Origin of the sequence: Salimicrobium album (assembly GCF_900107115.1) — a bacterium.
In the GTDB taxonomy this organism is placed as follows: Bacteria; Bacillota; Bacilli; order Bacillales; family Halobacillaceae; genus Salimicrobium; species Salimicrobium album.
In genome coordinates this window covers 26,717-39,490 of sequence record NZ_FNOS01000011.1, presented here as the reverse complement: position 1 = coordinate 39,490, position 12,774 = coordinate 26,717, and the positions used below count along the sequence as shown (strand labels likewise).

Sequence of the window (12,774 nt, the reverse complement as noted above, 5' to 3'; positions counted from 1 at the left end):
TGCGCCGCGGGCCCATCTGTAAGCGATAGCAAGAAGCCATCCTTTTACCATCGGTTCAGGAGAACCGTTGGGTTATCCGGCATTAGCCCCGGTTTCCCGGGGTTATTCCGGTCTTACAGGCAGGTTGCCCACGTGTTACTCACCCGTCCGCCGCTCGTTCCACGAGCGTCCGCCCCGAAGGGCTTCTGCTCGCTTCCCGCGCTCGACTTGCATGTATTAGGCACGCCGCCAGCGTTCGTCCTGAGCCAGGATCAAACTCTCCATAAAAGAGATTGATTAGCTCAATCATAATTCGTTCAAAAAATTGACGCATGGCATAAAACATTGTTCAGTTTTCAAAGATCCATTACAGCGTCGCCTCAAAACAGCGACTTAATTAATATATCATGCTGAAGGTTTCCCGTCAACAACTTTATATATTTTTTTGTTTCGCATCGTCTGCCGTTCCCGGCTTTCTTAATGCGACAAATAATAATTTATCACGATTCAGAATCAGGTGCAATAGTTGTTTAATTAAAAGTTTTTTCTGAAAAACATTTGCAGGTATTTTAAGTAATAATAGAAAAACCGCCCCTCTGAAGGACGGTTTTTTTATAATCTTCACTTTTGCTTCATTTGTGGGAATAACAGAACATCACGAATAGAAGAAGAATTTGTCAAAAGCATTACGAGACGATCGACTCCTATGCCGAGACCGCCTGTCGGCGGCATCCCGTATTCCAGAGATTCGAGGAAATCTTCATCCATAAGGTGAGCTTCATCATTCCCGGCTTCTCTTTCCTCCACCTGGGCTTCAAACCTCTTCCGCTGATCTATCGGGTCATTCAGCTCGGAAAATGCGTTAGCGTGTTCCCTGCCGACGATGAACAGTTCGAAACGATCCGTAAAGCGTTTATCGTCCGGGTTCTGTTTTGCAAGTGGAGAAATTTCTACAGGATGACCGTATATGAAAGTAGGCTGAATAAGCTTCTCTTCGACTTTCTGTTCGAAGAATTCATTCATAATATGTCCGAATGTCATGTTTTTATCGATCTCCACTCCGTGTTTTTCAGCTAACTGACGGGCTTCATCATCCGACATCTCTTTCCGGAAATCTACACCTGTCTCTTCTTTGATGGCGTCCGCCATATGCAGTCGTGTCCATTTCGGTTCAAGGTCGATTTCCTGTTCCCCGTAAGCTATTTTACTTGTATTAAGAACGTCTTTTGCAATATGAGCTATCAGTTCTTCCGTGAGATCCATAATATCGTGGTAATCTCCGAAAGCTTCATACAGCTCAAGCATTGTGAACTCGGGGTTATGGCGTGTGGATACTCCTTCATTACGGAAGACGCGTCCGATTTCGTAAACTTTTTCCAGGCCGCCGACGATAAGGCGCTTCAAGTGAAGTTCAATGGCGATCCTCATATATAGCTCCGTATCAAGAGCATTGTGGTGAGTTACGAACGGACGTGCTGCCGCTCCGCCAGGAATACCGTGCATCATAGGTGTCTCTACTTCGAGGAAGCCGAGACCATCGAGATAACGGCGCATCGACTGAATGATTTTACTCCGGGTAATAAACGTTTCTTTACTCGAAGGATTCGTAATAAGATCCAAGTAGCGCTGACGATAACGCTGTTCCACATCTTTCAGACCGTGGAACTTCTCCGGGAGGGGACGCAAGGATTTCGTCAGCATATGGAACTTCTGTGCTTTGACGGATAGTTCGCCGACGTTCGTCTTGAACATAACACCCTCCACCCCGACGATATCTCCCATGTCCGCCGATTTGAAAAGCTCATAATTCTCTTCTCCGATTTCATCTTTCCGGACATAAAGCTGAATCTGACCACTTAAGTCCTGGATGTGAGCGAAGCCCGTTTTCCCCTTGCCGCGTTTTGTCATAATTCTCCCCGCAACGACAGCCGGCACCTGTTTCTCTTCAAGCTCCTCTTTCGTAACCTCTTCATATGACTCGTGCAGATCCTGAGCTAAATGCGTACGCTCGAACTTGTCTCCAAAAGGGTCGATCCCCTGTTCTCTATAGCTGTTCATTTTGTCGAGACGTACCTGCATATATTCATTCATCTCATCAGCCATGTTTCTCACTCCGTTCTATGTTTGATTTCACCGCTTCAAAATAGAATACTGCCAGCAAATCACACACTGGCAGTATCATACTATTGAATAGTATAGAAAAGACCATCCCGGGTGTCAACGGTTTGAGCGCTTTTCACCGGGCTGTACTAAAGCCTGCAGTCCACCTTTCTCACTGCCTTCCACTCTTGTTCCGATAATCCTTCCACCAGCTCCTCTACGCTTTTCCCGTCATTGCGGATGAGGAGCTTTTTTTCGACATCCGCCAGAGGGATGAGGGCAAAAGCCCGCTCATGCAGATGAGGGTGCGGCAAAACGAGACGCTCGGTGTTGATTTCTTTCCGGTTGAAAGCCAGTATATCAAGGTCTATCGTCCTTGGGCCCCACTTCACAAGACGTTCTCTTCCAAGCTCCAGCTCAATATTCTGGCAAACATCGAGAAGCTCCAGCGGTTCAAGGGAAGTGCTGAGCATAATTACCATGTTAAGAAAATCTTCCTGTTCCACGTACCCGACCGGATCCGTCTCGTAAAGTGCAGAGAACCGCTCCACCTTTACAGAAGGGTGCTCCCCGAGAAGGCGGATCGCTTCCTGAAAATATGTTTTCCGCGGGTCAATGTTTGAGCCCAGGGCTACGTAAGCTGTATTCATCAGTCACGACTCCGGTATATCTCAATGGACACCGAATCATAATGTCCCGGAATCGGAGGATGCAGTTTGTTCACTCTCACCTGGCAGGCTTCAAGCATCGCGAACTCTGCAAACAGTTTGTCGGCTATTTCCTCGGCTACAGTTTCAACAAGGTTTCTCGCAGGACCTTCCACGATTTCTTTCGTAACTTCATGTACCGCTCCGTAATCGATCGACTTCGAAACGTCGTCCGTTGATGCCGCTTCTTTCAATTCAGCTTCCAACTGCAAATCTACCGTGAAATGCTGCCCCAGTTTATTCTCCTCCGGAAAAACCCCGTGGTATCCGTAAAACTTCATGTTGTTCAAATATATTTTATCCATTCCACTCACCTCTTCCCATCATTGCGTCCATCATTTTCGTCATTCGTACGATTTCTTTCACGTCGTGCACTCTTACGATACCCACGCCCTGGATAATGCCGTAACAAACGGTCGCTCCGGTACCTTCCATACGGTCTTCGGTCTCCGTGTTCAACACGCTGCCGATAAAACGTTTCCTGGAACTTCCGAGAAGGAGCGGGTAACCCAGATCTTTGAATTCTTTTAAGTGACGCATCGCCACCATGTTATCCTGCATCGTCTTCGCAAAACCGATGCCCGGGTCCAGAATAATATCCGCTTCCGGTACCCCTCTGCCCCGTGCGATTTCCACACTCTCCAGAAGATCCGCTTTCATATCTTCAATGAGAGATGAGTAGTTGCGCTCCTCCCGGTTGTGCATAAGGATAATCGGTACCCCGCAGGCAGCAGCAACTTCGGCAATACGAGGATCACGCTTCGCTCCCCAGACATCGTTGATAATATCGGCACCTGCTTCGATCGCCTGCCTGGCCACCTCCGCTTTGTACGTATCAATAGAAATAGGGACGGTGATCTCTTTTCGTACTTCACGTATTATCGGAACAATCCTTTCAATCTCTTCCTGTTCCGAAACAGGCTCATGTCCCGGTCTTGTCGACTCCCCACCGATATCTATAATGGAAGCACCATCTGACACCATTTGTACCGCATGTTCTACGGCATGGGAAACATCATTGAAACGGCCCCCGTCCGAAAAGGAATCGGGAGTGGCATTCAGAATACCCATCACTAGGGTCTCTTCATCCAAGTCATACGTTCGTCGTCCAATCCGTATGTTATTCATTTTCACCCACCTGACTTTTGTCGTTTTCTATACCGATAATAACCGATTCTTTTCAAAAATAAAACTGCACCCTTTTAAGGATGCAGTTACATTATTCGTCATCGAACTGATACAGCGGTGTCGAAAGGTAACGTTCTCCGTTACTTGGAATGATTGCAAGTACTTTCTTCCCTTTTCCTAGCCGTTTCGCCACTTGTTTGGCTGCATAAATAGCGGCCCCGGAGGAAATTCCCCCCAGTACACCATCTTTACGCGCTGCTGCTCGCGCTTCTTCAAATGACTGATCCGTCGTCACCTGGATAACTTCGGAATATATATCCGTATCGAGAATGGACGGGATAAAACCGGCTCCGAGTCCCTGGATTTTGTGAGGACCCGGCTCTCCCCCGGAGAGGATAGGGCTGTCTTCCGGTTCGACAGCTACTATTTCGATATCTTTGTATTTCTCTTTCAACACTCGGCCCGCACCTGAAATAGTACCTCCTGTACCGATTCCTGCAACGAACGCGTCCAGTTCTTCACCCATCTGTTCCACTATTTCAGGTCCTGTCGTGTTTGCGTGCACTTCCACGTTTGCCTGGTTATCAAATTGCTGAGGCATAAAATACCCGTGGCTTTCACTAAGTTCAGAAGCTTTTCTTATAGCTCCCTTCATTCCTTCTGCGCCGGGGGTAAGTATAAGTTCTGCCCCATAGGCTCTCAGGAGGTTCCGCCGTTCCTGGCTCATCGTATCAGGCATGACAAGTTTCGTCTTATACCCTTTCGCAGCCGCGATCATCGCAATACCAATACCAGTGTTTCCACTCGTAGGTTCGACAATCACGTCCCCGTCTTTCAGGTTACCTTCCTGTTCGGCCGCCTCGATCATGGCGAGCGCTATCCTGTCTTTGACCGAACTTCCGGGGTTCATATATTCCAGTTTAAGATAAATATCGGCATGGCCTTCTTCAGCGCTGCCGTTCAGCTTAACTACAGGGGTTTTTCCAACGAGCTCCGTAATGTCATTAGCTATCCTCATTCGACCACTCCTAATTCCTAGTATTTTAATAGGGTTTGATACTAATATAAAGAAAAACAGGGAAAATGTCAATTACAACGAAAAGCGGAAGCGTCCGATTAGAAATGAGGGCATAAGCAGACCGGTCACGTGAGAGGCGATCTTTCCTTTCACTGATCCGTGCTGCTTGTGACATGAATTTCTGGACGCTGCAGCTGGACAACGAAAAGCGTAAACTTCCGGGTAGAAGCGCTGGCGTAAGCAGGAGGCTTACTTTTCGGGTGACTTCTCCCGAAAATAAGTGTACTGCTTAGGACATGAGCTTCTGGAAGTTGCAGCTAGCCAAGAAAAGCGGAACCACCCGGTTAGAAGTTCCGGGCATAAGCCGGAGGTTCGCTTTTCAGGCGTACTATCCTGAAAAAGAAGCTACGGCTTGGACCGTGGACTTCTGGGTGGTGCAGCTAGCCAAGAAAAGCGGAACCACCCGGTTAGAAGTTCCCGAAATAAAAAACGGACCGGCTTCTGCCGGTCCGTAGTCGTACTTATATCTTTTTAAGAAGTGGACTGAAGACTTTTCAGATCCTGCTCATCAAGCTGGTACACTTCGTTGCAGAAATGGCAAGTAGCTTCCGCGCCTCCATCTTCTTCTATCATACGGTCGATTTCTTCGTCTCCGAGACTGGCGATGGCTGTCTCGATTCTTTCTCTGGAACAATGGCATTCGAAAGCCACAGGCAGGGAATCAAGAACCTTCACATTTTCCGTACCGAGAATGGTGTTCAGAACTTCTTCCGGGGTTTTACCTTCGTTAACCAGTGTGGACACCGACTTCATTTCAGTAAGTCTCCGTTCGATCTCACTGATCGTCTCCTCCGAAGCTCCGGGCATCATCTGAATGATAAAACCTCCCGAAGCACTGATCGTATAATCGGTATCCACCAGTACACCGGCCCCTACAGCCGAAGGAACCTGTTCGGAATTGGTGAAGTAATACGTGAAGTCTTCAGCTATTTCCCCGGAAATAATCGGCACTTGACCTGTGAAGTAATCCTTCAGACCAAGATCTTTGACTACGCTGATCGAACCGCTGTCTCCTACAGCTCTGGCCACGTCGAGCTTTCCATGCTCATTGGAATCGAAGTCCACGTGAGGGTTTTGAATGTACCCGCGCACATTCCCTGTAGATGCAGCGTCCACAATAATCGCTCCGGCCGGACCGTTACCTTCGACCTTAATCGTCATTTTGTCGTCGCCTTTCATCATCGCCCCCATCATGGAACCGATGGTAAGCGTACGGCCGAGCGCTGCCGATGTAGTAGCCCATGCATCGTGACGGCGTCTCGCCTCTTCCACCATGTCCGTAGACTGTATAGCATACGCACGTACCTGACCTTCAAAAGCCGTTGCCCGAATTAAATGATCTTTCATGTTGTACCTCCTTGAAATATATCCTTATCCTTATTTCTCTGGTAAATGACGTTCAATCCTTTTAAAGTCAAAAACGGATCGACGTGTTCTACCGTCCGTGATTCATTCGCAATCAGATCAGCCAGCCCTCCCGTAGCAATAACGGAAGGAGCCTCCCCGTTCGCTTCCTTCATCCTGCGTACGACTTCGTCCACCTGTCCTACATACCCGTAGAAAACACCGGACTGCATCGCTTCCACCGTTGATTGACCTACGACTTCCCCCGGCTGTTTGATTTCTATTTTAGGAAGCTTCGCCGCTTTTGCGTACAGGGCTTCCATGGAAATATTGATACCCGGCGCAATCGCTCCTCCGGCATACCGGTTTTCTCCGTCGATGTAACAGTACGTGGTAGCCGTACCAAAATCGATGATGATGGCCGGAGTCTTATAATCATGGATGGCACCGACAGCGTTCACAATCCGGTCCGCCCCGATTTCAGCAGGGTTCGGGTAAGCCATGTCCAATCCTTCTTCCACTTCTTCCGTCCCGATAACGATGGGCTTACGGTGAAAGTATTTCTCTGCCACCCGTTCAAGCGAGTACATAATAGGAGGGACCACGGAAGAAATAGTGACACCCTTAATATCCGAAAACGACAGACCTTCATAAGCAAACAGTGACTGGATGAGCATCCCGTATTCATCTTCCGTTTTGTGACGATCGGTCTTGATCCGCCAATGATATTTTAATACATCTTCCTTAAAGACACCTAACACCGTGTTTGTGTTCCCTACGTCGAGTACAAAATTCATAGAAACAGCCCCCATACCTTCGTATCGTACTTCATCTGGATTTATAATATCATAATTTCTCACCCGTTGCCGAAAGAAGGGAGCTGTACCGCAATGGCACAGCTCCCCCGAAACTCCCAACATTTATTAACGCTTATCTTCGTCGTCTGTCTGAGTCCGATCAGCATTATCATCTGTTTTTTCTGTTTCTTCTTCCGTCTCTTCAGAAGAGGCATTTTCCTTATCTGAAGATGGCGCACTGGATTTCAATTCGTCACTTTCTTCCAGGGAAGAAGATTCGTGAATAGTAGAGTTGTTCTTTTGGGCCAGCTCTTCCAGTTCTTCTTCCGTAGGCATACGGCCTTCCTCAAACAGGTACTTGATTTCTGTAGCATCGAGCGTTTCTACTTCGAGAAGCGTCTGAGCCATCAGTTCAAGCTTATCTTTATGCTCTGTGAGGATCTGCTTGGCACGATCATAACAGTAATTGATGAAGTTCTGAACTTCTCTGTCAATTTCAAAAGCAATTTGATCACTGTAGTTCTGTTCGTTCTGAATGTCCCGGCCGAGGAATACCTGGCCGCCCTGACTGGAACCGAACTGGAGCGGTCCGAGTTTTTCACTCATGCCGTACTCCGTGACCATGCTGCGGGCAATGCTCGTAGCACGCTGGAAGTCGTTATGGGCGCCGGTACTGACTTCACCGAACATAACCTCTTCTGCTACCCGGCCACCGAGCAGCCCGGTGATTTTATCGAAGAGTTCCGGTTTAGTCATGAAGTAGCGGTCCTCTCTCGGAAGCATTACGGCATAACCGCCGGCCTGACCACGCGGAACAATTGTAACTTTGTGGACCATGTCCGCATCATCCAGCACCATACCGATAACAGTGTGACCACTTTCGTGGTGAGCAACGATATCGCGTTCTTTTTTCGAGATGACCCGGCTCTTCTTGGCAGGACCTGCGATTACGCGGTCGATCGCTTCATCGATATCCGCCATTTCAATTTTATCTTTATCCGTTCGTGCCGCTACAAGAGCTGCCTCGTTAAGGAGGTTTTCAAGATCGGCACCGGAGAACCCTGGTGTACGAAGAGCGATCGTCTTCAGATCCACATCCGTACCAAGTGGTTTCTCCCGAACGTGTACTGCAAGTACAGCTTCACGACCTTTTACATCCGGACGGTTAACCGTGATCTGACGGTCAAAACGTCCTGGACGAAGCAGGGCAGGGTCAAGGATATCCGGACGGTTGGTAGCTGCAATCATGATGATTCCTTCGTTGGCTCCGAACCCGTCCATTTCCACAAGCAGCTGGTTCAAGGTCTGCTCACGCTCATCGTGACCACCGCCAAGACCGGCGCCACGCTGACGTCCTACTGCGTCCATCTCATCAATAAAGATGATACAAGGAGCATTCTTCTTCGCATTTTCAAAAAGGTCACGGACACGTGATGCACCGACACCGACAAACATTTCAACGAAGTCGGAACCACTGATGGAGAAGAAAGGTACACCTGCTTCTCCGGCTACGGCACGGGCAAGTAGTGTCTTACCTGTACCAGGAGGCCCCATGAGGAGCACCCCTTTTGGAATACGGGCACCGACCTGGGCGAATTTACGCGGATCTTTAAGGAAATCGACGACTTCCACAAGCTCCTGTTTCTCTTCATCAGCACCTGCGACGTCTTTAAAGCGGACTTTCTGCTTATCGTCGCTGTACATTTTCGCCTTACTTTTACCCATGTTCATAACCTTGCCGCCGCCGCCCTGAGACTGATTCAGCAGGAAGAAGAACAGAATGAAGATAATAACAAAAGGAATGATTCCTGTAAGGAACGTTACCCATGCACTAGGCTCTTCTTCTTCTTCCACGTTCAGTATGCTCTGGCCGGTCGCTGTTTCTGTCACCTGGGAAATGAACTGTTCGTTCGCAGGGAGATGTACACTGAAGGAGTTGTCTTCTCCTTCCCCTTCCAGCTGACCTTTAGCAACATATACGTTGTTGACAGGCTGTAAGGTTAATTCCTGTATTTCACCATTATCAAGTCTATCTAAAAACTGGTTCACAGAAAGTGTTTCCTGTGGCTCACCTTGACCTCGGAACAGGCTTAATATGCCAATTACAACGAGGAAGATAAGTAAGTAAAAAATTGTATTTCTGAATATCCGATTCATTGCCTACCTCCTCCTGTGAGAGAAAACTATAGTAAATAGTATCACATTAAATTCTTTTCCTACAAATAATTACTACTGAAAGTCAGTCGTTTTTCCCACTGTATATTTCCGGTTTCAAAACACCGATGTACGGCAGGTTTCTGTATTTTTCGTTGTAATCCAGTCCGTACCCTACCACAAACTCATCCGGGACTTCAAAACCGACAGTGTCCGCTTTGATCTGAGCATACCGTCCCGCAGGCTTGTCGAGCAGCGTCACGATTTTTATGGAGTTCGCTTTCCTGTATTTAAACAGGTCCACCAGATAGTTGAGGGTGCGGCCACTGTCAATGATATCTTCTATGATAAGAAGGTCCCGGCCTTCCACCTGCGTATCGAGGTCTTTCTCGATTTTGACTTCTCCTGTGGAACGCATACCTGCGTAACTGGAAACGTCCATAAAGTCCATTTCCAGATGGATATCCATGCGCTTCACAAGGTCGGACATGAAAGGCATAGCTCCTTTCAGTACGCAAATCGCCAATGGGAAGCGATTTTCATATTCACGGGAAAGTTCCCCGCCTATTTCACTGCATTTGTTCTGTATTTCCTCTTCGGAAATCAAAATACGTTCTATTTCGTTATGCATCCTCGTTCCTCCTACCAGCTCTGTTGTAAGTCACTCGGATCAGGGAACCCGTAGTCTGTTCCACTGCCGCTTTTTTTATTCCGGGAATCCATAGAACAGTACCATCACTGTCTGTAACGACCGGCCAATCTTCCCTTTCTCTCAAGGGAACTTTGCAATCGATGAAAATGTCTTTTATCTTTTTCGTCCCCTTCATTCCTGCAGGCTTCATCCGATCTCCATCCCGGCGGGTTCTGACAATCAGAGGGAAACTCACGTGAGACTCGTCACATAGAAATTCGTCCGAAGATACCTTTTCCGCGCCGGTTACGAAGTCGGCTGCCAGTCCGTCTCCTCCGGGAAGAAGAACGGATTCACCGGGCTGGAGCTCCAGCCGATAGGAGGCAGGCTCCGGGTCTTCAAATGTGAACAGAATCTTGTCGTATTCTCTGATAATATGAAGGTCTTTCGGAAAATTCAGGGTACTGTTTGCCCGATCACCATCCATTAACCGTAAAAACAAATCTTCATGAACATAAGTGATATTTTCTGTCTGTCCATTGTACAGATAGTTCAATATTAGATGAAAGGCTCTTCTTTGTAAAGCAATCGGATAACGTTGCAGAGAACTTATGGAAGCTTCCGCTCTGCCTTCGGAAAAGGAGAGCTCCTCCATGATTTCAGAAGCTTTTTCCAGAAGAAACGTTTCGTCTTCCATCTTTCTTTCACTGTAGGCCTGAATGTGGGTATGAAGTTTCGGGTTCTGTTCTTTCAAAAAAGGGATAAGCCGATGGCGAAAGGCGTTTCTCGTATATGCCGTTTCCTCGTTGGAAGGGTCATATCGCGGTGTTAGTCCTGCGTCCCTGCAGTAGCGTTCCAGTTCTTCTTTCGTCATCTCCAGCAGCGGCCGAATAATCTGTCCGCCGGCGAATTTTCTCGTAACCGGCATGCCTGTTACTCCGGAGGGGCTCGCGCCACGGGTCAGCTGCATGAACAGCGTCTCCACCTGATCGTCTCCGTGGTGGCCGAGGGCCAGACTGTCTGCTTCATATGTATACATCACTTCCGCAAGTGCTTCATAGCGAAGAATGCGGGCCGCTTCCTGGGTCCCCATACTGTTCTTTTTCATGTAGCTGCCGACGTCCAGGGTGATCTTCTCCACGGGAAGGTGGAGACGTTCACATATTTCCGCTACGTAAGCCACGTCTTCCCGGGACTCCTCTCCTCTGAGACCATGATCGATGGAAGCCGGGATTACCGTCAGTGACAGAGATTGTTTCAACTCAGAAAGGTAGTGCAGCAGTGCAAGAGAGTCCGGACCTCCGGAGATTGCGGCGACTATCGTATCTCCTTCTTTGATAAGTCCGTGCCTTTGTACGAAAGTATCTACCTTCTTCATATCTTCATCCCCCATCTGTCGCCCTTTTATGTTATCACTGGACGTTATTCCGCACAAGAAAAGCGGGGAGTTCCTGAGAAAAAAATCCCTCGCTCCAGTTCAATATTTAGTCACTTCCCTTTTCCCGGGAAAATGAAGATATCCGCAGTGAAAAAACATCCCATACCCGTTGACAGTCTTTTCAGGATTGTGTATTATAATCCTTGTGCTTAAAACAACGGCGGCGTAGCTCAGCTGGCTAGAGCGTACGGTTCATACCCGTGAGGTCGTGGGTTCGATTCCCTCCGCCGCCATTTGCGGCCCGTTGGTCAAGCGGTTAAGACACCGCCCTTTCACGGCGGTAACACGGGTTCGAGTCCCGTACGGGTCATACTACAAACCGTCTTCCATACCGGAAGACGGTTTTTTTGTTGCATAAAAAAAGAGCGGAGTCAGGAGCTATACCTGGTTTTCCGCTCTTTTTGATTTAATCTGAGATTGAGCCTCTTTTTCTGCAACATTCATCGATTGTTATAGACAGCAAGCTACCCTCTCTTAGAGCCGCGGCCTCCGCGTTTCGATTCTGTATGCTTTTTCAGTGACGTCAAACGCTCATCACTATCTTTCATGAAGCGGTTCATCTTTTGTTCAAAAGATTCTTCCGGCTTCCGGGGCTTTTGGGGTTGCGTACGCTTCGGTGTTTCTTTCGCCTTTTTAATGGAGAGGCCGATTTTACCATCGTCTCCTACGTTGATGACTTTCACCTGCACTTCATCCCCACGACTTAAATGTTCGTTGATATCCTTCACATAGTTGTCGGCGACTTCACTGATGTGAACGAGACCAGTCTGTCCCTCCGGAAGCTCTACGAACGCTCCAAAATTAGTGATACCAGTAACCTTACCCTGTAACTTGCTGCCTACTTCAATGGCCATAAAAAAAATGCTCCTCCTTAAAATTTCGATAAAAGAATTTCCTATCTTATTATATATATGCTTTTAAAAAAGTGTCAATATGAAGGTTCTTCATTGGGAATTTTAAAGATAATTTCTCCTTCTTTAGAGAAGAAGTAATTACTTCTGGCAATCTCGAGAACGTATTCTTCCTGCTGGAGGAGTTCTTTCTCTTCCTTAAGGTCCGCTTCTTTGTCTTCCAGACTGGCCATCTCTTCCTGCAATTGTTCATACTCCGCTTCTTTTTCAGCGTATACCATACGTTGTTGGACATGATAAACAGCAAGTGAGCTCGTGATAATCAGCATGAGCAAACCAAATAAAGCCAAACGGCGGAACAATCGCTTCTTTTTTCTTCTTTGCCGCTCTACATGTGCTTCATACTGATCCATGTATGTAGAGTCCAACCGTGTAACCGATTTCTTTTCACTCATTGTTTAACAGGCCTCCTTACACTCATTATACATGTTTTTATTGAAATGTAACCTATAAATCCCGTGAATTTCCTACTATTTTTTCACGTTTTCGCTAAAAAAGCTGTTATTC

Annotated in this window: 12 protein-coding genes, 2 tRNA genes and 1 rRNA gene; 2 read left to right on the top strand and 13 right to left on the bottom strand. The window is 47.6% G+C overall.

Translation table 11 applies throughout. From position 1 onward, the window contains the following. From BLU03_RS13485 to tilS, 11 genes are all read right to left on the bottom strand, one after another. Positions 1-267 (bottom strand): 16S ribosomal RNA (locus BLU03_RS13485); the annotation flags it as partial. Between the two features lie 333 nt (positions 268-600). Beyond that, positions 601-2,082 (bottom strand): lysine--tRNA ligase, encoded by a 1,482-nt coding sequence (gene lysS, locus BLU03_RS13475; protein ID WP_076572679.1) that lies wholly within the window; start codon positions 2,080-2,082, stop codon positions 601-603. A gap of 146 nt (positions 2,083-2,228) precedes the next feature. After that, positions 2,229-2,729 carry a 2-amino-4-hydroxy-6-hydroxymethyldihydropteridine diphosphokinase gene (gene folK / locus BLU03_RS13470; RefSeq protein WP_093108296.1) on the bottom strand — a complete coding sequence of 167 codons (501 nt, stop codon included), beginning with the start codon at positions 2,727-2,729 and terminating at the stop codon, positions 2,229-2,231. Further along, entirely contained in the window at positions 2,729-3,091 is a 363-nt protein-coding gene (folB, locus tag BLU03_RS13465; protein WP_008591412.1) for a dihydroneopterin aldolase, read from the bottom strand. The genes folK and folB overlap by 1 nt, the downstream gene beginning before the upstream one ends. After that, positions 3,084-3,914 carry a dihydropteroate synthase gene (gene folP / locus BLU03_RS13460; RefSeq protein WP_093108294.1) on the bottom strand — a complete coding sequence of 277 codons (831 nt, stop codon included), beginning with the start codon at positions 3,912-3,914 and terminating at the stop codon, positions 3,084-3,086. The genes folB and folP overlap by 8 nt, the downstream gene beginning before the upstream one ends. Before the next feature lie 91 nt (positions 3,915-4,005). After that, complete coding sequence (cysK, locus tag BLU03_RS13455; protein ID WP_008591409.1) at positions 4,006-4,932, bottom strand: cysteine synthase A; 927 nt, start codon at positions 4,930-4,932, stop codon at positions 4,006-4,008. A 531-nt stretch (positions 4,933-5,463) separates the two neighbouring features. After that, positions 5,464-6,339 (bottom strand): Hsp33 family molecular chaperone HslO, encoded by an 876-nt coding sequence (hslO, locus tag BLU03_RS13445; RefSeq protein WP_008591407.1) that lies wholly within the window; start codon positions 6,337-6,339, stop codon positions 5,464-5,466. After that, positions 6,336-7,133, bottom strand: a complete 798-nt coding sequence (locus tag BLU03_RS13440; RefSeq protein WP_093108291.1) for a type III pantothenate kinase — start codon at positions 7,131-7,133, stop codon at positions 6,336-6,338. The genes hslO and BLU03_RS13440 overlap by 4 nt, the downstream gene beginning before the upstream one ends. A gap of 126 nt (positions 7,134-7,259) precedes the next feature. Further along, the gene (gene ftsH, locus BLU03_RS13435; RefSeq protein ID WP_093108289.1) at positions 7,260-9,290 is read right to left on the bottom strand and encodes an ATP-dependent zinc metalloprotease FtsH; all 2,031 of its coding nucleotides are present in this window, start codon (positions 9,288-9,290) and stop codon (positions 7,260-7,262) included. An 82-nt stretch (positions 9,291-9,372) separates the two neighbouring features. Further along, a complete protein-coding gene (gene hpt / locus BLU03_RS13430; protein ID WP_076572687.1) occupies positions 9,373-9,918 on the bottom strand; it encodes a hypoxanthine phosphoribosyltransferase in 546 nt (181 codons plus the stop codon). After that, positions 9,911-11,296 (bottom strand): tRNA lysidine(34) synthetase TilS, encoded by a 1,386-nt coding sequence (tilS, locus tag BLU03_RS13425; RefSeq protein WP_176765487.1) that lies wholly within the window; start codon positions 11,294-11,296, stop codon positions 9,911-9,913. The genes hpt and tilS overlap by 8 nt, the downstream gene beginning before the upstream one ends. 219 nt (positions 11,297-11,515) lie before the next feature. Here tilS and BLU03_RS13420 point away from each other — a divergent pair. Both BLU03_RS13420 and BLU03_RS13415 read left to right on the top strand, forming a co-directional pair. Further along, a tRNA-Met gene (locus BLU03_RS13420) sits at positions 11,516-11,589 on the top strand. A gap of 5 nt (positions 11,590-11,594) precedes the next feature. After that, a tRNA-Glu gene (locus BLU03_RS13415) sits at positions 11,595-11,666 on the top strand. A gap of 154 nt (positions 11,667-11,820) precedes the next feature. Here BLU03_RS13415 and BLU03_RS13410 read toward each other — a convergent pair. Next, positions 11,821-12,210, bottom strand: a complete 390-nt coding sequence (locus tag BLU03_RS13410) for a S1 domain-containing RNA-binding protein (RefSeq protein ID WP_008591394.1) — start codon at positions 12,208-12,210, stop codon at positions 11,821-11,823. Positions 12,211-12,284: 74 nt separating this feature from the next. Continuing rightward, positions 12,285-12,662, bottom strand: a complete 378-nt coding sequence (locus tag BLU03_RS13405) for an FtsB family cell division protein (protein WP_076572689.1) — start codon at positions 12,660-12,662, stop codon at positions 12,285-12,287. Positions 12,663-12,774: the final 112 nt, after the last annotated feature.

Coding starts and splice junctions, on each gene's coding strand:
- lysS (WP_076572679.1), bottom strand. CDS start 2,082: ATGGCTGATGAGATGAATGAATATATGCAGGTACGTCTCGACAAAATG.
- folK (WP_093108296.1), bottom strand. CDS start 2,729: ATGAATACAGCTTACGTAGCCCTGGGCTCAAACATTGACCCGCGGAAA.
- folB (WP_008591412.1), bottom strand. CDS start 3,091: ATGGATAAAATATATTTGAACAACATGAAGTTTTACGGATACCACGGG.
- folP (WP_093108294.1), bottom strand. CDS start 3,914: ATGAATAACATACGGATTGGACGACGAACGTATGACTTGGATGAAGAG.
- cysK (WP_008591409.1), bottom strand. CDS start 4,932: ATGAGGATAGCTAATGACATTACGGAGCTCGTTGGAAAAACCCCTGTA.
- hslO (WP_008591407.1), bottom strand. CDS start 6,339: ATGAAAGATCATTTAATTCGGGCAACGGCTTTTGAAGGTCAGGTACGT.
- BLU03_RS13440 (WP_093108291.1), bottom strand. CDS start 7,133: ATGAATTTTGTACTCGACGTAGGGAACACAAACACGGTGTTAGGTGTC.
- ftsH (WP_093108289.1), bottom strand. CDS start 9,290: ATGAATCGGATATTCAGAAATACAATTTTTTACTTACTTATCTTCCTC.
- hpt (WP_076572687.1), bottom strand. CDS start 9,918: ATGCATAACGAAATAGAACGTATTTTGATTTCCGAAGAGGAAATACAG.
- tilS (WP_176765487.1), bottom strand. CDS start 11,296: ATGAAGAAGGTAGATACTTTCGTACAAAGGCACGGACTTATCAAAGAA.
- BLU03_RS13410 (WP_008591394.1), bottom strand. CDS start 12,210: ATGGCCATTGAAGTAGGCAGCAAGTTACAGGGTAAGGTTACTGGTATC.
- BLU03_RS13405 (WP_076572689.1), bottom strand. CDS start 12,662: ATGAGTGAAAAGAAATCGGTTACACGGTTGGACTCTACATACATGGAT.